Origin of the sequence: Bradyrhizobium sp. C-145, assembly GCF_023375135.1 — a bacterium.
Taxonomy (GTDB): domain Bacteria; phylum Pseudomonadota; class Alphaproteobacteria; order Rhizobiales; family Xanthobacteraceae; genus Bradyrhizobium; species Bradyrhizobium zhanjiangense.
This window is the reverse complement of the sequence record NZ_CP088150.1, coordinates 1,015,493-1,036,471: the sequence shown is the minus strand read 5'-3', so window position 1 is coordinate 1,036,471 and position 20,979 is coordinate 1,015,493. Positions and strand designations below refer to the sequence as shown.

The 20,979-nt window shown below is 63.8% G+C and carries 19 protein-coding genes; 6 read left to right on the top strand and 13 right to left on the bottom strand.

All coding sequences use genetic code 11. From position 1 onward, the window contains the following. Positions 1 to 6: 6 nt before the first annotated feature. Positions 7 to 918 carry a LysR family transcriptional regulator gene (locus tag LRP30_RS04855; RefSeq protein ID WP_128931338.1) on the bottom strand — a complete coding sequence of 304 codons (912 nt, stop codon included), beginning with the start codon at positions 916 to 918 and terminating at the stop codon, positions 7 to 9. A gap of 301 nt (positions 919 to 1,219) precedes the next feature. Here LRP30_RS04855 and LRP30_RS04850 point away from each other — a divergent pair, with 301 nt between their 5' ends. From LRP30_RS04850 to LRP30_RS04835, 4 genes are all read left to right on the top strand, one after another. After that, a complete protein-coding gene (locus tag LRP30_RS04850) occupies positions 1,220 to 2,401 on the top strand; it encodes an HlyD family secretion protein (RefSeq protein WP_249759522.1) in 1,182 nt (393 codons plus the stop codon). A 16-nt stretch (positions 2,402 to 2,417) separates the two neighbouring features. Beyond that, complete coding sequence (locus tag LRP30_RS04845) at positions 2,418 to 4,028, top strand: DHA2 family efflux MFS transporter permease subunit (RefSeq protein ID WP_249759521.1); 1,611 nt, start codon at positions 2,418 to 2,420, stop codon at positions 4,026 to 4,028. A gap of 26 nt (positions 4,029 to 4,054) precedes the next feature. After that, positions 4,055 to 4,516, top strand: coding sequence for a carboxymuconolactone decarboxylase family protein (locus LRP30_RS04840; RefSeq protein ID WP_249759520.1), 462 nt, complete (start codon positions 4,055 to 4,057; stop codon positions 4,514 to 4,516). 209 nt (positions 4,517 to 4,725) lie between these two features. Then, a complete protein-coding gene (locus LRP30_RS04835; RefSeq protein ID WP_128936665.1) occupies positions 4,726 to 5,895 on the top strand; it encodes an IS481 family transposase in 1,170 nt (389 codons plus the stop codon). A 35-nt stretch (positions 5,896 to 5,930) separates the two neighbouring features. On the opposite strand, the gene LRP30_RS04830 is transcribed toward LRP30_RS04835, so the two are convergent. The 6 genes from LRP30_RS04830 to LRP30_RS04805 all read right to left on the bottom strand — a co-directional run bounded on the left by LRP30_RS04830 (position 5,931) and on the right by LRP30_RS04805 (position 11,663). Next, complete coding sequence (locus LRP30_RS04830; RefSeq protein ID WP_249759519.1) at positions 5,931 to 6,791, bottom strand: D-amino-acid transaminase; 861 nt, start codon at positions 6,789 to 6,791, stop codon at positions 5,931 to 5,933. Between the two features lie 201 nt (positions 6,792 to 6,992). After that, positions 6,993 to 7,724 carry an amino acid ABC transporter ATP-binding protein gene (locus tag LRP30_RS04825; RefSeq protein WP_091887043.1) on the bottom strand — a complete coding sequence of 244 codons (732 nt, stop codon included), beginning with the start codon at positions 7,722 to 7,724 and terminating at the stop codon, positions 6,993 to 6,995. 12 nt (positions 7,725 to 7,736) lie between these two features. Next, positions 7,737 to 8,429, bottom strand: coding sequence for an ABC transporter permease subunit (locus tag LRP30_RS04820; protein ID WP_091887045.1), 693 nt, complete (start codon positions 8,427 to 8,429; stop codon positions 7,737 to 7,739). 3 nt (positions 8,430 to 8,432) lie between these two features. Next, entirely contained in the window at positions 8,433 to 9,164 is a 732-nt protein-coding gene (locus LRP30_RS04815) for an amino acid ABC transporter permease (protein ID WP_128939881.1), read from the bottom strand. Positions 9,165 to 9,279: 115 nt separating this feature from the next. Next, positions 9,280 to 10,191: an amino acid ABC transporter substrate-binding protein gene (locus tag LRP30_RS04810; protein WP_249759518.1), complete on the bottom strand. Its 912-nt coding sequence runs from the start codon at positions 10,189 to 10,191 to the stop codon at positions 9,280 to 9,282. Positions 10,192 to 10,277: 86 nt separating this feature from the next. Further along, the gene (locus LRP30_RS04805; RefSeq protein ID WP_249759517.1) at positions 10,278 to 11,663 is read right to left on the bottom strand and encodes a M20 family metallopeptidase; all 1,386 of its coding nucleotides are present in this window, start codon (positions 11,661 to 11,663) and stop codon (positions 10,278 to 10,280) included. A gap of 264 nt (positions 11,664 to 11,927) precedes the next feature. Here LRP30_RS04805 and LRP30_RS04800 point away from each other — a divergent pair, with 264 nt between their 5' ends. Next, positions 11,928 to 13,307 (top strand): LLM class flavin-dependent oxidoreductase, encoded by a 1,380-nt coding sequence (locus tag LRP30_RS04800; RefSeq protein ID WP_249759516.1) that lies wholly within the window; start codon positions 11,928 to 11,930, stop codon positions 13,305 to 13,307. Positions 13,308 to 13,490: 183 nt separating this feature from the next. Here the strand turns inward: LRP30_RS04800 and LRP30_RS04795 are convergent, their stop codons facing one another. The 4 genes from LRP30_RS04795 to LRP30_RS04780 all read right to left on the bottom strand — a co-directional run bounded on the left by LRP30_RS04795 (position 13,491) and on the right by LRP30_RS04780 (position 19,002). Beyond that, positions 13,491 to 15,152, bottom strand: a complete 1,662-nt coding sequence (locus LRP30_RS04795; RefSeq protein ID WP_249759515.1) for a thiamine pyrophosphate-binding protein — start codon at positions 15,150 to 15,152, stop codon at positions 13,491 to 13,493. 270 nt (positions 15,153 to 15,422) lie between these two features. Continuing rightward, positions 15,423 to 15,926 carry a GFA family protein gene (locus LRP30_RS04790; protein ID WP_249759514.1) on the bottom strand — a complete coding sequence of 168 codons (504 nt, stop codon included), beginning with the start codon at positions 15,924 to 15,926 and terminating at the stop codon, positions 15,423 to 15,425. 223 nt (positions 15,927 to 16,149) lie between these two features. Further along, positions 16,150 to 17,277: an alkene reductase gene (locus tag LRP30_RS04785; protein ID WP_249759513.1), complete on the bottom strand. Its 1,128-nt coding sequence runs from the start codon at positions 17,275 to 17,277 to the stop codon at positions 16,150 to 16,152. Positions 17,278 to 17,505: 228 nt separating this feature from the next. After that, a complete protein-coding gene (locus LRP30_RS04780; protein ID WP_249759512.1) occupies positions 17,506 to 19,002 on the bottom strand; it encodes an aldehyde dehydrogenase family protein in 1,497 nt (498 codons plus the stop codon). 190 nt (positions 19,003 to 19,192) lie between these two features. On the opposite strand from LRP30_RS04780, the gene LRP30_RS04775 reads away from it, so the two are divergent. Continuing rightward, positions 19,193 to 20,038: an SDR family NAD(P)-dependent oxidoreductase gene (locus LRP30_RS04775; RefSeq protein ID WP_249759511.1), complete on the top strand. Its 846-nt coding sequence runs from the start codon at positions 19,193 to 19,195 to the stop codon at positions 20,036 to 20,038. Between the two features lie 160 nt (positions 20,039 to 20,198). Here the strand turns inward: LRP30_RS04775 and LRP30_RS04770 are convergent, their stop codons facing one another. Both LRP30_RS04770 and LRP30_RS04765 read right to left on the bottom strand, forming a co-directional pair. Further along, positions 20,199 to 20,405, bottom strand: a complete 207-nt coding sequence (locus LRP30_RS04770; protein WP_025033895.1) for a hypothetical protein — start codon at positions 20,403 to 20,405, stop codon at positions 20,199 to 20,201. A gap of 276 nt (positions 20,406 to 20,681) precedes the next feature. Next, entirely contained in the window at positions 20,682 to 20,957 is a 276-nt protein-coding gene (locus LRP30_RS04765; RefSeq protein ID WP_061846546.1) for a YiaA/YiaB family inner membrane protein, read from the bottom strand. Between the last annotated feature and the right edge of the window lie 22 nt (positions 20,958 to 20,979).

Sequence of the window (20,979 nt, the reverse complement as noted above, 5' to 3'; positions counted from 1 at the left end):
CGCCGCTCATGAATAGGGATTGATCAGCTTCTGCTGCTCGGCGCTGTGATGCACGAGCATGTCGATGAAGGTCCTGACCTTCGCCGACAGATGGTGGCGGTGCGGATAGACCGCGTTCATCGACATCTCGACCGGGCGATATTCGGGTAGGAGCCGAACGAGGTGGCCTGCTTCAAGATCGTCCTGAACCAGAAACCCGGCCATGAGGCAGACAGCCGCCCCGTCCAGCGCGACTTTCCGCAGCGCTTCCCCGCTATTGGTGACGAAGCGGCCGGAGATGCGTACCGAGGCCGGAGCACCCTTGCGGTCGAAGAAGCGCCACTCGTCGCCAAAAGGATAGTTCAAGTGACGGGCGCAATGGTGCGCGGCGAGTTCGTCGAGCTTCTGAACACGACCATGCCTCTCGAGATAATCGTGCGAACAGCACAGCACGTGCCGCCAGGTGGCGAGACTACGCACGATCAGGCTCGAATCCGGCGGCGCGGTCATGCGCAGGGCAACGTCATAGCCTTCCTCGATGAGGTCGACGTCGGCCTCGCCCATCCGTAGGTCGATCTTGAGCTCCGGATAAGTCGACAGGAGCTGCGCCACCACCGGCGCGACGAACGGCACCATGTGCGTGGCGACGTGGATGCGCAGCGTACCGCGGGGCACCGACTGCAATTCGCTCGCGATGTCGTCGGCCTGCTCGAGATCGGCGAGGATCTGCGTGGCGCGGTCGTAATAGGCCTTGCCGATCTCGGTGAGGCTGACCTTGCGCGTGGTGCGATTGAGCAGCCGGACGCCGAGCCGGTCCTCCAGCGCCTGGACGTGGTTGCTCACCATGCTGGTCGACATGTTGAGCTTGCGGGCTGCTGCGGAAAAGCCGCCGGTCTCGACCACCCGGCTGAAGACTTCGAGGCTGGTCAATCTGTCCATGCCGCCTGATTATCCGCTCTTGATCGATAATCGCAAGGAATTCGCCGGGATTATCTAACAGATCACCCCAGGCGGTCTCGTCCGCCTACAGGTTCGCGCGGCGTGGGCCTCGTTAGCAGCAATTGCGCGACAGGTGCGGCAATCGCTCTGGGGCAGTGGCACATCCGGTTCGGTAGACCTCAGACATCAAGGTGATATCCCCCGGACTATCCACCTTTAATGGATAATCCTTCCGGTATTTCGCTGATTATCACCGGAGCTGGAAAGACAGATAGTCTCGGCACGCCGATAGGAGACCGCCATGTCCGAAATGCCGCGCACCGAAAACTTCCAGCAAGCAACTGAAATCATTCATGATTACTCCAAGACGCCGTCGCGTCTGCCGGCCCGGCAGTTGGTCCGGCGCGCGGCGCTGGTGCTCGCGCTCCTCGCAGGCACGGCTACGGTTGCCTATTTCGGACACGACTATTGGACCACCGGCCGCTACCTCGAATCCACCGACGACGCCTATGTGAAGGCCGATTCCACGATCATCGCGCCAAAGGTCTCCGGCTACATCGCGAAGGTGCTGGTCGGCGACAACGAGAAGGTCAAAGCGGGCCAGGCGCTGGCCAAGATCGACGATCGCGACTTCAAGGCAGCACTCGACCAGGCCCGTGCCGATGTCGCCGCCGGCGAAGCCTCGGTGCGCAACATCGATGCCCAGCTCGAATTGCAGCAGCCGATCATCGCGCAGAGCACCGCCGACGTCACTGCTGCGGACGCCAATCTGAAATTCGCCCAGGAGGAACGCGCCCGCTACGACGACCTGATGAAGTCGGGCTCCGGCACGATCCAGCGCGCGCAGCAGACCGATGCGGCGCTGCGCGCCAGCACCGCGCAATTGCAGCACGCCAAATCCGGCCTCTTGGCGGCGCAGCGCAAGGTCGACGTGCTCACCACCCAGCGCGCCCAGGCGACGGCCCAGCTCGAGCGCGCCCGCGCGGTGGCGCAGCAGGCGGCACTGAACCTGTCCTACACCGAGATCGCAGCGCCGGTCGACGGCACGGTTGGCGCACGTTCGCTGCGCGTCGGCCAGTACGTGCAGGCCGGCACACAGCTGATGGCCGTGGTGCCACTCGATGCGGTCTATGTCGTTGCGAACTTCAAGGAGACTCAGCTCACACATATGCGTCCCGGCCAGCCGGTCGAGCTGCGCGTCGACAGCTTCCGCAGCCAGCCCCTGCGCGGCCATATCGACAGTCTGTCGCCGGCGAGCGGGCTCGAATTCGCCCTCCTGCCGCCGGACAACGCCACCGGCAATTTCACCAAGATCGTGCAGCGCGTGCCGGTGAAGATCGTGCTCGACGATCATCACCTCACCGGCCTGCTGCGCCCCGGCATGTCCGCGGTGCCGACCGTCGACACCAAGCAGGCGGTGCTGGCCGAACGCGAGACGACCAGACATCTCGCCGACAACACATCCCGCCCAAACGGCGGCTGAAGCTGACGAGGCTTCCATGAGCACGCTCCAACCCACCCTCGACGCCGCAGCCGACCTCCCCGCCCCTGCTGCGCCCACCACGCCGGCGGTTTCCGCAAGAACATGGATCGCCGTGATCGGCGCGACGCTGGGCGCCTTCATGGCGGTGCTGAACATCCAGATCGTCAACGCCTCGCTGGCCGACATCCAGGGTGCGATCGGTGCCGGCATCGACGACGGCGGCTGGATCTCGACCTCCTATCTGATCGCCGAGATCGTGGTGATCCCGCTCTCCGGTTGGCTTGCGCAGGTGTTCTCGATCCGCATTTATCTCCTCACCAACGCGATCCTGTTTTTGGCGCTGTCCGCGGCCTGCGCGCTGGCGCAGGATCTGTCGCAGATGATCGTGCTGCGCGCGGTGCAAGGCTTCACCGGCGGCGTGCTGATTCCAATGGCGTTCACGCTGATCATCACGTTGCTGCCGCGCGGAAAACAGCCGGTGGGCCTTGCCCTGTTCGCGCTGTCGGCGACCTTCGCGCCCGCGATCGGCCCGACTATCGGCGGCTATCTCACCGAGAATTTCGGCTGGCAATACATCTTCTACGTCAACCTCGTTCCCGGCGCGATCATGGTCGGCATGCTCTGGTACGCGCTCGACGCAAAGCCCATGAAGCTGTCGTTACTGCGCGAGGGCGACTGGGCCGGCATCATCACCATGGCAATCGGCCTGTCCGCGCTCCAGACCGTGCTGGAGGAAGGCAACAAGGACGACTGGTTCGGCTCCCCCTTCATCGTGAAACTGTCGGTGATCGCCGTCGTTGCGCTGACTGCGTTCCTGATCATCGAGCTCACGGTCAAGAAGCCGCTCCTGAACCTTCGCCTGCTCGTGCGCCGCAATTTCGGCTTCGGCATGCTCGCGAACTTCCTGCTCGGCGTCGCGCTCTACGGCTCGGTCTTCATCCTGCCGCAATATCTGGCTCGCATCCAGGGCTACAACGCCGAGCAGATCGGCTTGGTGCTGGCATGGACCGGCTTGCCGCAGCTCATGCTGATTCCGCTGGTGCCGCGGCTGATGCAGAAGTTCGACGCGAGGATCATCATCGGTGTCGGTTTCGTCCTGTTCGCGGCCTCCAACTTCATGAATATCTATATGACCAGCAACTATGCCGCCGATCAGTTGCTCTGGCCCAATGTGGTTCGGGCGATCGGCCAGGCGCTGGTGATGGCGCCGCTGTCCGCGGTGGCGACATCAGGCATCGAACCGGAAAACGCGGGCTCGGCGTCCGGCCTGTTCAACATGATGCGCAATCTCGGCGGCGCCGTCGGCATCGCGCTGCTGCAGACCGTGCTGACCAAGCGCGAGCAGTATCACTCCAACGTGCTGATGCAGTCGGTCTCGGTATTCGAGCAGGCGACGCGCACGCGGCTGGAGCAGCTCACGCAATATTTCATCAATCACGGCATCCTGGACCATGCGGATGCGTCGCATCGTGCCTATGTCGCGATCGGCCGCATCGTGCAGAAGCAGGCCTATATCCTCGCCTTCAGCGACACCTTCTATCTGCTCGGCGCGGCGCTGATCGTTGCCCTGATCGCGGCTCTGTTCCTGAAGAAGCCCGGCCAGACTTCCGCCGGCGGAGCCCACTGACCTCACCCCACGAAAGGAGAACGACCATGAAGCCTCGCATGAACTACTACCAGGCCGCGCCCGACACGATCAAAGCACTGATGGCGCTGGAGACGCAGATCCAGTCGACGGGCCTGGAGAAATCACTGATCGAGCTCGTCAAGATCAGGGCCTCGCAGATCAACGGCTGCGCCTATTGCATCAACATGCACACCGAGGACGCCCGCAAGCGCGGCGAGACCGAGCAGCGCATCTATCTGCTCAACGCCTGGCGCGAATCCCCGCTCTATTCCGACCGCGAGCGCGCCGCGCTGGCCTGGACCGAGGCGGTGACGCTGATCTCGCAGACTTATGCGCCGGACGACGTCTACGAGCAGGTCCGGGCACATTTCTCCGAGGAGGAGACCGTGAACCTGACCATGCTGATCGGCGCCATCAACGCCTGGAACAGGATTGCGATCTCGTTCCGCGCGGTTCACCCGGTGAAGGTGAAGGCGTCCGTGGCGTAAGGGTTGGTCGCTGTCACAACTCACGCCGCCGTCATGCCCCGCGAAGGCGGGGCATCCAGTACGCCGCGGCCTCTCGATCCAATTACGACCGCCGCGGCGTACTGGATCGCCCGGTCAAGTGTTCAGCCCGGGGACATGACCGACGGGTGTTCGGGGACATAGCCGACACATCATAGTGCAGGGATTTGGCGGTAAAGGAGGCCAAGTCCATGCCCTGGCGAGAGGTGTCGGTGATGGATCAGCGGCGGGAGTTCGTGCGGCTTGCGATGCAGGAGGGAGCGAACCGGCGGGAGCTCTGCCGGCGGTTCAATATCCATCCCGACACGGGCTACAAGTGGCTTGCACGATGGCAAGCGGATCAGAATGTCAACGACCGCTCGCGCCGACCGCATGCGAGCCCGGGACAGACCGATTGCGAGCTCGAGGCACGTATTCTCGCGGTGCGCGATGCCCATCCGGCATGGGGAGCTCGCAAGATAGCTCACTGCCTGGAGCGCAATGGTTTGCGTTCGCCAGCAGTCTCAACAGTTCATCAGATCTTGCGTCGGTCTGGCCGCATCAAGCCTCCGATCGGCGGCCCGATGGCAAGCCAGCGTTTCGAGATGCCGGCCCCCAATCTGTTGTGGCAGATGGACTTCAAAGGCTGGGTTCGGCTCGGCAATGATACCCAGTGCCATCCTCTGACGGTGGTGGATGACCACTCCCGCTATGATCTGTGTCTGCAGGCCTGTGCCGATCAACGCACAGATACCGTGCGCAGCCGCCTGGAGAAGACCTTTCGCCACTACGGGCTCCCGGAGGCCTTCTTCGTCGACAATGGTTCGCCCTGGGGTGATCCTTCCGGCGAGCGATGGACACGGTTCTCGGTGTGGCTGCTCAAGCTTGGCGTCGCCGTCATCCGCAGCCGCCCATATCACCCGCAAAGCCGCGGCAAGAATGAACGATTCCACCGCACCCTCGCGGCTGAGGTGTTCGCACTGCGACAGTTCCGCGATCTCGCAGAGACGCAGCGTGCCTTCGACGCCTGGCGGGAAGTCTACAACTTCGAACGGCCACACGAGGCGCTCGGACAACAGGTCCCGGCCAGTCGATATCGGCCCAGCCAGCGACCAATGCCCGATCGATTGCCACAGGTCGAATACGACAGCCATGAGATCGTGCGCCGCGTCTCCACGACCAAGGCCTATGTCAGCTTCAAGGGACGTCTGTGGAAAGTGCCACAGGCCTTCCGTGGCGAGCGCCTCGCCATCCGCCCCTCGGCAAACGATGCGCAATACGGGATCTTCTTTGCCGCCCACCAAATCGCTATCATCGACTTGGCGAGCGGAGAAAGTGTCGGCTATGTCCCCGAACACCCGTCGGTCATGTCCCCGGGCTGAACATCAAGCCGGGCGATGACGCCTGGATGCGCCGCCTAAACCGCCGTCGCCTTGGCGAACTCCACGTAGATCTCGCGCAGCCGCGTTGCCATCGGGCCGGGCTTGCCGTTGCCGATCTTCTTGCCGTCGATCGCGACCACCGGCTGGACGAACAGCGAGGCCGACGTCGCAAAAGCCTCCTTGGCGGCGAGCGCCTCGGCCACGGTGAAAGAACGCTCCTCGACGCGGAGCTGGCGCTCTTCGGCGAGCGCCACCACGGCCTTGCGAGTGCAGCCCGGCAGAATCGCGTTGGAGTTCTTGCGGGTCACGATGACGTCGTCCTGTGTCAGGATGAATGCCGAGGACGAGCCGCCTTCGGTGACATAGCCGTCTTCCAGCATCCAGGCTTCGCCGGCGCCGGCTTCGGCCGCGGCCTGCTTCGCCAGCACCTGCGCCAGCAGCGCCACGCTCTTGATGTCGCGCCGCTCCCAGCGGATGTCCGGCACGGTGATCACGTTGATGCCCGTCTTCGCCGACGCCGCGTTGATGATGTCCTTCTCGGAGGTGAACATCACCAGGCTCGACTTGACGTCGCCCTTGGGAAACGCGAAGTCGCGGCCCTTGTCGGCGCCGCGCGTCACCTGGAGGTAGACGAGACCGCTCTCGACCTTGTTGCGCGCGATCAGCTCTTTCTGGAGCTCGGTGATGCGCTCGACCGTCTCGGGCAACTTCAGCTTGATCTCGCCGACCGAGCGCTCCAGCCGCGCCAGATGTGAGGCGTTGTCGACCAGCTTGCCGTCGAGCACGGCCGAGACCTCGTAGATGCCGTCGGCAAACAGGAAGCCGCGATCGAGGATCGAGACTTTCGCGTCCGAGAGCGGGACGAATGAGCCGTTGACGTAGGCGATCGAGTCCAAGGCAGGTCTCCTGGCGGGGAATGGGATTTGACGCGCTTATACGCGAAACGGCGGTCGCGATCACCCCTCTATTCGTCATTCCGGGGCGGCGCGAAGCGACGAGCTATGATGCGCATCCGAGAATCCATTTCACCTCGCGTCCTGCCGCTCGATGGATTCCGGGCCCGCGCCAAGAGGCGCGTCCCGGAATGACGACAGGAATTAATGCGACAGGATCTTCGACAAGAACTTCTGCGCGCGGTCGCTGCGGGGCTTACCGAAGAAATCGTCCTTCGCTGCGTCCTCGACGATCTCGCCGCGGTCCATGAAGATGACGCGGTTGGCGACCTTGCGGGCAAAGCCCATCTCGTGGGTCACCACCATCATGGTCATGCCTTCGCGGGCGAGGTCGACCATGACGTCGAGCACCTCGCTGATCATCTCCGGATCGAGCGCCGAGGTTGGCTCGTCGAACAGCATGGCGATGGGGTCCATGGCGAGCGCGCGTGCGATGGCGACGCGCTGCTGCTGACCACCGGAGAGCTGCGCCGGGAATTTCTGCGCCTGCTCTTTCAATCCGACGCGCTCCAAAAGCTGCGTGCCCTTGGTCAGCGCCTTGTCGTGCGACCGCCCCAGCACCTTCTCCTGCGCGAGACAGAGATTGTCGATGATCTTGAGGTGCGGAAACAGCTCGAAGTGCTGGAACACCATGCCGACGCGCGAACGCAGCTTCGGCAGATCGGTCTTGGGATCGTTGACCTTGGTGCCGTCAACCAGGATGTCGCCGCTCTGGAATGGCTCCAGCGCATTGACGCATTTGATCAGCGTCGACTTGCCCGAGCCCGAGGGGCCGCAGACCACGACCACCTCGCCCTTGGTGACGCTGGTGGTGCAATCCGTCAGCACCTGGAAACTCGGAGTGTACCATTTGTTGACGTGGCTGATTTCGATCATGACCGACACGCTCTAGCGAATGATGGCGATGCGCGCCTGGAGCCGGCGGACGCCGAACGACGCGATACAGGAAATGGTGAAGTAGACGACAGCTGCGAACAGATACATTTCGACCAGGCGCCCGTCGCGCTGCGCCACCTTGCTGGCGGCGCCGAGGAAGTCGGTGATCGACAGCACGTAGACCAGCGAGGTGTCCTGGAACAGCACGATGGTCTGCGTGATCAGAACCGGCAGCATGTTGCGGAAGGCCTGCGGCAGCACGACGTAGCGCATGGTCTGGGCGTAAGTCAGCCCCAGCGCGCTGGCCGCAGCAGGCTGCCCGCGCGAGATCGACTGGATGCCGGCGCGCATGATCTCGGAGAAATACGCCGCCTCGAACATGATGAAGGTGATGAGCGAGGATGCGAACGCGCCGACGCTGATCGGGCGCGAGGCGCCGGTCAGCCACTGCCCGATATAGGGCACCAGGAAGTAGAACCAGAAGATGACCAGCACCAGCGGCAGCGAGCGCATGAAGTCGACATAGACGCCGGCGATGCGGCCAAGGATCTTGAAGCCGGACAGCCGCATCAGGGCGAGCGCCGTGCCGAAGATGAGACCGCCGAGAGCCGCGAGCCCCGTTAGCGTCAGCGTGAAGGTCATGCCCTCGTAGAACAGGTAGGGCAGCGCGCGGCGGATGACGTCGAAATCGAAATTGCCGAGCATCGCTTATTTCCCCGTGATGTAGCCGGGGATCGCAACCCAGCGCTCGAGGAAGCGCATCGCGGTCACGACGACGGCGTTGACGAGGAGGTAGAGGATGGTCGCGGCGGTAAAGGCCTCGAACACCTGGAACGAGAATTCCTGCATGGAGCGCGCCTGTCCGGTCAGCTCGAGCAGACCGATGGTGATCGCGACCGCTGTGTTCTTGATGGTGTTGAGGAACTCGGACGTCAGCGGCGGCAGGATGATGCGGAACGCCATCGGCAGCAGCACGTAGCGATAGCCCTGCACCGTGGTCAGACCCAGCGCAGTTGCCGCCATCTTCTGCCCACGCGGCAGCGACAAGATGCCGGCCTGGAGCTGCACGGCCACGCGCGCCGACATGAAGAAGCCGACGCCGATCGCGGCCGTCCAGAACGGCGCGTTCGGCAGCTGCTTCAACCAGAGGCCTGCGGCCTTCGGCAGGATTTCCGGCAGCACGAAGAACCACAGGAACAGCTGCACCAGAAGCGGCATGTTGCGGAAGAATTCGACATAGGCGAAGCCGAACCAGGTGGCGCCCTTCGACGGCAGCGTCCGCATCACGCCGACGATCGAGCCGGTGATCAGCGCGATGACCCAGGCCAGCGCCGCCGTCTTGAGGGTCAGCACCAGGCCCGCCAGCAGCATATCGAGATAGGTGCCGGTCCCCATCGGGTTCGGCTGGAAAAAGATTCCCCAGTTCCAGTTATAGTTCACGTGTCCCCCGCGCGAACGCGCCAGTCGTGGATGTCCCGGCGCCTATGCAAATGTCCGGCCACCCTGGTGTCAAGAGTGGCCGGACATGATTCCGATCGAAAGATCGAGGTCTATATTACTTATAGTCGTCCGGGTTCGGCGAGTCTGTCGGCTTGGCGAACTCGTTCTTCAACTCGGCCGAGATCGGCGTGTTGAGGTTCAGTCCCTTCGGCGGGATTTTCTGGGTGAACCATTTGTCGTAGATCTTCTGGGCTTCGCCGGACGTGTAGAGGGCCGCCGTCGCCGCATCGACCACCTTCTTGAAGGGGGCATCGTCCTTGCGCAGCATGATGCCATAGGGCTCGGGCTTGGAGAACGCGTCCTTGGAGATGGCATAGTCGTTCGGCGACTTCGAGCCGGCAACGAGGCTCGCCAGCAAGATGTCGTCCATCACGAAGGCGACGGCGCGGTCGGTCTCGACCATCAGGAAGGCTTCGGCGTGGTCCTTGGCCGGAATGATGTTGGCGCCGAGGCCCTTCGCGACGTTGGCTTCGGTGAGCTGCTTGATGTTGGTGGTGCCGGCGGTCGAGACCACCGCCTTGCCCTTGAGATCGTCGATCGACTTCAGGCCGCTCGACTTCTTGAACACGTAGCGGCTGGCCGTCAGGAAGTGGGTGTTGGTGAAGGCGACCTGCTTCTGGCGCTCGGCGTTGTTGGTCGTCGAGCCGCATTCGAGATCAATCGTGCCGTTCGCCATCAAGGGGATGCGGGTTGCCGAGGTCACCGGGTTGAGCTTGACCTCGAGCTTGTCGAGCTTGAGCTCCTTCTTCACGGCGTCGACGATCTTGTAGCAGATGTCCATCGCGAACCCGACGGGCTTCTGGTTGTCGTCGAGATAGGAGAACGGGATCGAGGAGTCGCGGAAGCCCAGCGTGATCGCGCCGGTGTCCTTGATGTTCTTCAGCGTGCCGGTCAGCCCCTGGGCCCCGGCCTGGCTGACGACGAAGGTCGCGGCCAGCGCGAGCCCGATGTGACGGAAATGTTTCACTTTTTCTTCCCCTTTCAGATGATGCGGCCCGGATGCAAGCACAAATCGAGCCGGATTAGAATGTAACTTTCGGCTGGATCAAAGGCTCAGGTTAACGGCGCCGGCAACTCGCCGAGATCCCAGAACAGCCCGGCCATCACCGTCAAGGCCTCTTCGGTCAATGGCAGCAGGATGTGCTCATTGGGCGCATGCTGGGAGCAGCCGGGATAGGAGTGCGGCACCCAGATCGTCGGCAGGCCCAGGATCTCGGAGAACACGTCATTGGGCAGCGAGCCGCCGAAATTCGGCAGCACGGCCGGCGCCTTGCCGGTGGTCTCCTGTACCGAATCCGCCGCCCATTTGATCCAGGGGCTGTCGAAGTCTGTGCGCGATGCAGCAAAACTCTGGGCCGCCCGCACCTCGACCATCGGAAAACCCCTCGCGACCAGATGCGCGCGGATGGCATCGATCAGGCCCTCGATCTTGGTCCCGACCACGAAACGCAGTTGCAGCACGGCATTGGCATGGCCGGGAATGGCGTTCGCCGGCTTCTCGATATTGCCCGAGGACATCGCCAGCACTTCCAGCGTGTTCCAGGCGTAGAGCCGTTCGGCCGCCGATAGTCCGTCCTCACCCCAATTCTCAGCCAGCGCCGGCTCGTCCGCGGTCGGCACCACCTGCACGTCGGCGAGATAGCTGCGGATCTGGTTGGTGAGCCGCGGCGGCTTCAGTGGGTCGAGCTGGAGGCGGCCGTGGCCGTCGACCAGTGTGGAAATTGCGTTGACCAGGATGGTCGCGGGGTTGGCGAGCACGCCACCCCAATTGCCGGAATGGTGGCCGCCATCACGCAGGTTCACGTCGAGATGGATGCGGATGCCACCTCGGCAGCCCAGAAACAACGTCGGACGGTCGGCGGACAGGCGCGGCCCGTCGGAGGCCATGAACAAATCGGCCTTGAGCGCGTCGCGATTGAGATCGCAGACCTTGCCGAGATCGGGCGAGCCGATTTCCTCGCCCATCTCGACGATGAATTTGGCGTTGAAGCCGAGCTTGCCGCCTCGCGCCTCGCGCACGGCGCGCAGCGCCGCCATGTTGATGCTGTGCTGGCCCTTGTTATCGGCGGTGCCGCGGCCATAGAGGCGCGTGCCCGCAACCGTCGTGCGCCAGGGATCGCGGCCATCGCGCCACTCGCCTTCCATGCCGTCGACGACATCGCCATGACCGTAGATCAGCACGGTCGGCACTGAATCGTTCTCGTGGTGCTCGGCGAACAGGAACGGCGCCTTGCCGCTTGGGGATTCGACGATGCGGCTGGTGAAATCAAGCGCAGCAAAGGCCGGCTGCATTTCCTGTTCCAGATAGGCGCGCAGCTCAGTGCCGCGCGACGGATTCTGGCTCTCGGTCCGATAAGCGACGCGGCGGTCGAGCTCGGTGAGAAACGCACCGGATTTGAAATCCTCACGGGCGCGGGCGATGGCGTCGGCTCTGGTCATGACTTGCTTTTCGAGGTTTTGAGACGAAGGACATTACCCGAGACGGGCGGGACTTCGAAAGTGGCGGGGACGTCGATAGTTCTTGGAGTTCTCTTGGGATTTCGTTCTTGCTCTCTTGAGATCGGCTTGCCAAGCGCGGCAGCGCTACGGACTTTGGCCTTGCCAAGGCCGAGACATCCAAGTCTAGGATATGCAAGAACTTCGCCAATTCGGGCGCACGTCTACCATTCGAAGAGCGCTCAGTACAGAGTGCCGAGGGACATCATGGCCAAGCAGATCAGGCTCAACGCCTTTGCGATGAATTGCGTCGCACACCAGTCACCGGGCCTGTGGACTCATCCGCGCGACCGCACTGCCGACTATAACCGCCTGCCCTACTGGATCGATCTCGCCAAGACGCTGGAGCGCGGCCGCTTCGACGGGCTGTTCCTGGCCGACGTGCTCGGGGTCTATGACGTCTACGGCAATAGCCCTGACGCAGCCTTGCGCAATGCGGCGCAGACGCCGTCGAACGAGCCGCTGCTGCTGCTTTCGGCGATGGCCGCGGTGACGCAAAATCTCGGTTTCGGCGTCACCAGCAATCTGTCCTTCGAGCCGCCCTACCCGTTCGCACGGCGGATGTCGACGCTCGATCACCTCACCGAGGGGCGGATCGGCTGGAACGTGGTCACCGGCTATCTCGACAGCGCCGCGCGCGGCGCCGGCAAGGACAAGCAGACCGGGCATGACGACCGCTACGACATCGCGGACGAATATATGGAGGTCGTCTACAAGCTCTGGGAAGGAAGCTGGGAGGACGATGCGGTGCTGCGGGATCGCAAGCGCGGCATTTTCACCGATCCCACGAAAGTGCATCGCGTCAATCATGACGGCGCGAACTACCGCATCAACAACACCATTCATCTCAGCGAGCCGTCGCCGCAGCGCACGCCCGTGCTCTATCAGGCCGGCATCTCGCCGCGCGGCCGGCAGTTCGCGGCACAGCATGCCGAATGCGTGTTCATGTCGGGACCGTCGGCCAAGGTGATCGCGCCGCGCGTGTCAGCAATCCGGCAAGAGGCCGCCGCGCTTGGCCGCAACCCGGCCGAGATCCTGATGTTCTCGATGATGACGATCATCCTGGGACGGACGGAAGCCGAGGCGAAAGAGAAATACGCCGACTATCGCCGCCACATCAGCCCGGAAGGCGCGCTGGCGCTGATGTCGGGGTGGACCGGCGTCGATTTCTCCGGCTACGACCTCGACCAGCAGGTCCGGCACGTCCAGAATGACGCCGGCCGCAGCGCGATGGACAACGTCACCCGCGCCGATCCCGACCGGGTCTGGACCGTGCGCGACGTCATCGAGCATGTCGGCATCGGCGGCGCCGGCCCGGTCGTGGTCGGCACGCCGGAGATGGTTGCCGACAAGATCGAGCAATGGTTCGAGGCGACCGACGTCGACGGCCTCAACGTCGCCTTTGCCATCTCGCCCGGCGATTTCGAGGACATCGCCGATATGCTGGTGCCGGAGCTGACGCGGCGCGGACGGTACAAGGCGGACTATGCCAAGGGTACGCTACGGGAGAAGCTGTTCGGTGAGGGTCGCGCAAGGCTCGATGCGCCGCACCCGGCGGCGGGATATCGGGTAGGGAAGAGGGGGTAGACGCTGCCACACCCTCAGGCGTCGTCCCGGCGAAGGCCGGGACCCATACCGCGTGATCCCTCGATTGTGATTGGTCGTAGTCCCGGACGACGAGTCTTCGCCAAACCCCTCCCTATGGTTATGGGTCCCGGCTTTCGCCGGGACGACGATGAGGAGGGATCGCGCCCGCCATTATCAGAGTGCCTACACTTTCCAATCCACCATCACCTCGATCAGCTTCGTGCCCGGTCGGCCGAACGCTGACGCCAGCGTTGCCTTCAGCTCCCGCGGATCGCTCACCCTGATCGCCTCGCAGCCCAGCGCCTTGGCGATGCCGGCGAAATCCACCGGCGGATCGACGAAATCCATGCCGACGTAATTGTCATCGCCATGGAAGGCAAGCAGGCGCTGCTTGATGATGCGGTAACCGCCATTGTTGGCGATAACGACGTTAAGCGGCAGCTTGTGATGCGCCGCCGTCCACAGCGCCTGGATCGAATACATCGCGCTGCCATCGCCGGAGAAACACACGACGGGACGATCCGGATTGGCGATGCTGACGCCGACCGAGGCCGGCAGGCCCCAGCCGATGCCGCCGGAGGCGAGGCCGTGATAGCCGTAGCGATCGCGATGCGGACGCAGCGCCGTGATCTGGCGGCTGGAGGTGAGCCCTTCGTCGACGAGAATGGCATGGTCGGGCATGGCTTCGACCATTTGCAGCACCAGAAAGTCCGGATCGATCGGCGTGCGGCCGGCGCTCTTGCTGATCTGCTCGATCAGCGCGGCGCGGCGCGCAGTCCAATTCTTCGGCGCAAGCTCGGCAAGACGTTGCCTGGCGCGGCTTGCGAGTGTCGTGCCGCCCAGCTCCTTCAGCACCGGGATCAGCGCGCGCAACGTTTCCTTTAATTCCGCCTTCAGCGCGATCTCGGCGCCGTAGTTCTTGGCGATCTCCCAATCCGCGAGACCAACCTGCACGATGCCGAGACCATCCGGCAGCGCATCAACCTCGCTATGGACCGACATGCGCAGGGGATCGCCGCCAAGCGCGATCAGGAGATCGTAAGGCGCGAGCGTATCGCGCGCCGCCTTCTGAACCCGCGCCAGCGTGCCGACGAAGCTCGGGCTCTCCGAGAGGAAGTGCGAACCATAGGGCGTCGAGGACTGATACGCGGCGGCGCCGAGCAGCTCGGCCAATTCAGCCGCCTCCTTCAAAGCATCACTCTTGACCACTTCGTCCATGGTGACGATCACAGGACGCCCGGCTTTCAGCAGCCGCGCAGCAAAGGCCTTGAGCGCGTCATCCGATGGTTTGGTACGTGCGTCGATGCGGGTGGAACGGCCGAGATCGATGCCGGCCTCGCTGTTCAGGATGTCGCCAGGCAGCGAGATGAACACGGGGCCGGTCGGCGGCGTGGTCGCGACCTTGGCCGCGCGGCGCACGACGCGCGGCAGATCCTCGAGCCGGGTCACCTCAACCGCCCATTTCACCAGCGGCTCGGCCATGCGCACCAAGGGACCGTACAGCACCGGCTCCATCAGGCCGTGGCCCTGCTCCTGCTGGCCGGCGGTGAGGATCATCGGCGTGCCCGTGAACTGCGCGTTGTAGAGCGAGCCCATCGCGTTGCCGAGGCCTGGCGCGACATGGACGTTGCAGGCGACGAGCTTTCCGGAGGCGCGGCTGTAACCATCGGCAATCGCCACCACCAGGCTCTCCTGCATCGCCATCACATAGGTGAGATCAGGATGGTCCTTCAGCGCGTGCATGATCGGCAGCTCGGTGGTGCCGGGATTGCCGAACAGATGCGTGATGCCCTCGTCCTTGAGCAACGCGAGAAAGGCGGAGCGGCCGGTGATCTTGTTCTTCATGTTTCCTCCAGGAGCGGACGTTGCCGCAAGGACGGGAGCATGATGACCGAAGTCGGTGGAGGCGCGCAAGGAAGTGCGGTCATGGCTGCGTTGCGCGAGCGCCCCGATCTCTTCTCTCGTGTCCCGGACGCGGCGCAACGTGTAACGTTGCGACGCAGAGCCGGGACCCAGAATTCGCACGACGATGGCTGGTGCATGGGCCCCGGCTCAGCAGCGCACCGCCGAAGAGGCGCTGCGCTGCGTCCGGGGCACGAGAGCAGCGCGGTGCGCTTACATCTCCTCGCGCCCAAGCTCAAACGGGTCCTCGCCCCTCGCCCGCTTCTTCTTTTTCGAGCGTTGCCAGACCACGCCCGGAAAGCCTTTGAGCGGCACTAGCGGCTCGCCGGTATAGGCCCATTCCTGCAGCTCTTCGATCGCGATGTGATAGAGTGGCTGGCGGCCGGTGCGCTCGTTGAACAGCGCGCGGGGGATGTTGACCATGTGCGGGCCGCGCGGGCGCTCATAGGCGATCGGCGTGCCGCAATGCGAGCAGAAGCTGCGGGTTGTCTTGGTGGCCTTGTCTTCATAACGCGTGAGCGCGACCTTGCCCGCGGTGATGCGAAAGCGCTTCTTCCAGCTCCCGATATAGGTGGCGTAGGCCGCGCCATGGGCGCGGCGGCTGGCGGCGGAATGATCGTGCCAGGCCCAGCGCGCGGGCACGTCAATCTCGAAGCTGACCTTGCCGCACAGGCATTGGCCGGTGGCGATTCCTGCGGCGGCTGCGGCTTTGGCCATGGGGATTTCTCTCCGTCGTCATTGCGAGCGCAGCGAAGCAATCCAGAATCTTTCCGCGGAGGCAGTCTGGATTGCTTCGCTGCGCTCGCAATGACGGAATATGTGGTGCGGTCGGAGCCACGCAACAACTCCGTAGCCCGGATGGAGCGCAGCGCAATCCGGAAATCTCGACGCTGGCACGAATCCCGGATTTCGCTGCGCTCCATCCGGGCTACGAAAGTCCCTACGCCGGCGTCAGCTCGTCATACACCGGATAATCCGTATAGCCCTTTTCTTCGCCGCCATAGAACGTCGCGCGGTTGTACGGCGTGATCGGGTAATCGCGCGCCAGCCGGCGCGGCAGATCGGGGTTGGAGATGAAGATGCGACCGAAGGCGATGATGTCGGCGTGCCCCTCGGCGATCGCCGCATTCGCGGTCTCGCCGGTGAAGCCGCCGGCGGTCATCAGCACGCCACTGTAGAGCGGGCGGAACAGCACCATCGCGGACGGCACGTTCTGCCAGTTGACGTCGGCACGCCCCGCGCCACTGGAGCGCGGCTCGATGAAGTGCAGATAGGCGAGACCCAGCTTGTCCAGCGCCTTCACCACGTGCGTGTAGAGCGGCATCGGATCGCGTTCGCCGGAATCATTGGCGATGCCGTGTGGCGACAGCCGCGCGGCGACGCGGTTCGCACCCCAGACCTCGATCGCGGCTTGGGTCACTTCGAGCAGCAGCCGCGCGCGGTTCTCGATTCCGCCGCCATACTGATCGGTGCGCTGGTTGCTGCGCGATTGCAGGAACTGCTCGAGCAGATAGCCATTGGCGCCGTGGATCTCGACGCCGTCGAAGCCGGCGGCGAGCGCGTTCTTGGCACCTTGGCGGAACGCCTCGACGATGTCCTTGACCTCCTCGGTCTCGAGCGCGCGCGGCGTCTCGTAATCGGCAATCTTGCCGTCGGCGGTCATCGCCTTCATGCCCTCGGCCTTGATCGGGATCGCCGAGGCCGACACCGGCAGCGCGCCGCCGTGGAAAGAAGAATGCGAGACGCGGCCGACATGCCAGAGCTGGAGGAAGATGATGCCGCCCTTGGCGTGCACGGCATCGACCACCTTGCGCCAGCCCGCGATCTGCGTCTCCGAATAGATGCCGGGGGTCGCCGGATTGCCACGGCCGTGCGAGAGCACCGGGGACGCTTCGGCGATGATCAGGCCGCCTTGCGTCGCGCGCTGGCCGTAATATTCCGCGTTGAGCGGCCGCGGCGAAAAGCTCTCGCGTTCGGCCCGCATCCGCGTCAGCGGCGCCATCGCGACGCGATGCGCAAGCCTGTATGGACCGACTTGCAACGGTTTGAACAACGCCGGAAATTTCATGCTGGCCCCGAATGTTTATGGAAGGATGCGGATCTTATAAGGGAGGGTGGCAGCCTGAAAAGACGCTGTCTCCTCTCCCTCTTCCCGTTCTTCACGGGGAGAGGGTGGGGTGAGGGGCTGCCTCGGCAATCACGGTGCGGGAATTCGCGGAGAGTCCCCCTCACCCGGAATCCGCGCTGCGCGCGGATTCCGGCCTCTCCCCGCATGCGGGGAGAGGCGAAGAGGCACTTACGCCGTCTTGACCCAGACGGCCTTCACGTTGAGATATTCCTCGACGTGCTGCTTGCCGGACTCGCGGCCGTAGCCGCTCATCTTGTAGCCGCCGAACGGCACGGCCGGGTCCATCGTCTGGTAGCAATTCACCCACACCGAGCCGGCGCGCAGGCCCCTCGCCACCGCATGCGCCTTGCTGACATCGCGAGTCCACAGGCCGGAGCCGAGGCCGAACGTGGTGGCGTTGGCGCGCTTGACCAGCTCGTCCATGTCCTTGAAGGCGATCGCGGAGATGACGGGCCCGAAAATCTCCTCTTGCGCGATGCGCATATTGTCCTGGACGCCCGCAAACACCGTCGGCGAGACGAAGAAGCCTTTCGACAGCGCGCCTTCGGTGACACGGGCGCCACCGGCAAGCGCCTTGGCGCCTTCCTTCTGGCCGATATCGAGATAGCCGGTGACGCGCTCGAGCTGCTGCTCGGACACCAGCGGGCCGATCTGCACGTTGGGATCGAGACCGTTGCCGACTTGCAGGTTCTTGCCGAACTCGGCGACGCGGCCGACGAATTCTTCGTAGATCGACTGCTCGACGAACAGACGCGTACCCGCGCTGCAGATCTGCCCCGAATTGGCGAACACCGCCATCGCAGCACCCGGCACCGCGGCATCGAGATCGGCGTCCGCGAACACGATGTCCGGCGACTTGCCGCCGAGCTCGAGCGAGACGCGTTTGAGGTTGCCGGCCGACGCACGGATGATCGACTGGCCCGTGACATGCGAGCCGGTGAAGGCGACCTTGTCGACGTCGTGATGCGAGGCGAGCGCCGCGCCTGCGGTCTCGCCATAGCCGGGAACGACGTTGATGACGCCGGGCGGCACGCCCGCTTCCATCGCGAGCTCGGCGATGCGCAGCGAGGTCAGCGGCGCCTCTTCGGCGGGCTTGAGCACCACGGTGCAACCAGTCGCGAGCGCCGGGCCGATCTTCCAGATCGTCGCCGTCAGCGGCCCGTTCCAGGGGATGATGGCGCCGACGACACCGACCGGCTCCTTCAGCGTGTACGAGAAGATCTCGCCGGGCAGCGAGTTCTCGATGGTCTCGCCATGGATCGCGGTGGTCTGGCCGGCGTAGTAACGCAGCATGCCGATCGCGCGCAGGCGATAGGCGCGGGTGCGGCTGACGGGAGCCCCCATGTCGAGCGTGTCGAGTTGCGACAATTCATCGAAATTCTTCTCGACGAGATCGGCGAGCTTCAAGAGGAGGTTTTGCCGCTCGAACGGCTTGACCTTGCTCCACGGACCCTCGAACGCACGACGTGCGGCGGCGACCGCGCGGTCGATGTCTTCCTTGTCGCCTTCGGCAACGGTTGCGAGCAGTTCGCCGGTGGCGGGATTGCGGGTTTCGAAGCGCTTGCCTGAGGCAGCATCAACCCACTTCCCGTCGATCAGCATCTGCTTGTAGGACCCGTTCGCGAATGGATGGCGCGTGATCGGAATAGCCTGCGACACAGCCATGGCTGCACTCCCTGTCAGGTGATTGATTGGTTCGATCTGCGCGGGATCGTTCGTCGCATAAAATATAGCCGCGCCGGAGAGGCGTAAAGGCGGCGCTGAGCGAAGACCTCCCATGCCGACTTGTGCAGGGTCGCAAGAGGCACGTGCTATAACGCGATGGAGCGCAATGTAGCTTCGCCGAGACCCCGCCATGTCACATCCCGCCATCGTCAAAGACAACGTTGCCGTGATCACGGGAGGCGCGTCCGGCATCGGATTTGCCGCCGCCGCGGCGTTTGCGCGCACCGGCATGAAGCTGTGCATCGCCGATGTCGATCAGCCGCGGCTGGCTGAGGCCGCAACTAAACTGTCATCCGTCGCAGGTGCCGGGAATGTGATGACGTCTGCCGTAGATGTCAGCAAGGTCGAGAGCGTGATGGAACTGGAACGCGCCGTGTGCGCCCGCTTCGGCGGCACCGATATCCTGATGAACAATGCCGGCATCCAGCCCGGCAGCACATTGTTCACCGGGCCTGACAATTGGCAGCGCATCATCGGCGTCAACATGTGGGGCATCATCAACGGCTCGCGCATCTTCGCGCCCGGCATGATCGCGCGCGGCAAACCCGGCCTCATCATCAACACCGGCTCGAAGCAAGGCATCACCACCCCGCCCGGCGATCCCGCCTACAATGTCTCCAAGGCCGGCGTGAAGGCTTTTACGGAAGCCCTCCAGCACGAGCTGCGCAATACCAGGGACTGCCGCGTCACTGCGCATCTGCTCATTCCAGGCTTCGTCTTCACCGGCCTCACCGCCAAGGGCCGCACCGAGAAGCCCGCAGGCGCCTGGACGCCGGAGCAGACCGTGGATTTCATGCTGAGGCGGCTCGAGGTCGGCGACTTCTACATCCTGTGCCCGGACAATGACGTGCCCCGCTCACTCGACGAGAAGCGCATGCTGTGGGCCGCCGGCGATATCATCGAGAACCGCCCGCCGCTGTCGCGCTGGCATCCGGATTACGCGGATGCATTCGCGAAATTCGTGAAGGGAGAGTAACTAGCAGACCCTCATGGTGAGGAGCGCGCCCTTGCACGCGTCTCGAACCATGCAGGCCTCGCTGCAGCAGCTCGGCCTCTATCCTTCGAGACGCCCGCTCAGCGGGCTCCTCAGGATGAGGGTTAGAGTCTTCGCGCACGGCAAGTTCGGGCGAACGACCCTACAGCGTCTCTTGCTTATGCCCGCAATTCTTGCAGGCGAACTTGACGCGGGTCTGACCCTTTTCCGCCTGCACCCGGTTCGGCGCGCCGCACTTGCCGCAGACGGCCTCGATGCGGGTGGTGCCCTGCTTGACGACGATGGTCTTCTTTTCCATCGATTCGCGGATCAGGCGCTCGGCCTCCTCACGCAGGGATTGTTTCGACAAAGCTCGTCTCCGCCTCTGGAAAGCGCGAGAGCCATATCGCACCTGCGTTCAAATCACAATCGGCAAAGCCTGCTCTGACCTCGACAATCACGTGCCAGTCCTCGGCATGCACGAGAAGACTCTCGGCAACATATGGGCGCAACGCCGTGCCATGATGGCTCGACTGCATTTCGCAGACGATGGCGCGATTGTGGCAAATGACCGGAAATACAGCGGGCGGCGGATGCTCGGCATCAGCCGCCCTGCGCAGAGCGCTCCTATCCCGCGCTGGTCTCCTCAAGCCGCCTTCGACACCTCCATCAGCAGACGCTCGGCCTTGGCGTCCTCGATGCGGTTCACGAGGCGGCTGCTCTCGTGATTGTCGCGCACGGTCTTGGTCAGCGTGATGCAGGTCTGGATCAGCATGACGATGCCCATGGTGAGATAGCCCTTCATCCAGAGGTCGATCGGCAGGAAGAAGATGCCGATGGCGACGAGGAAGGCGGAGGCTGCGAAGGACGCGTAAGTGAAGCTCACCCAGGCGCTGCTGTGGGGCTGGCCGTTCTGGTTCATGATGGGTCTCCTGTTGGTTCGA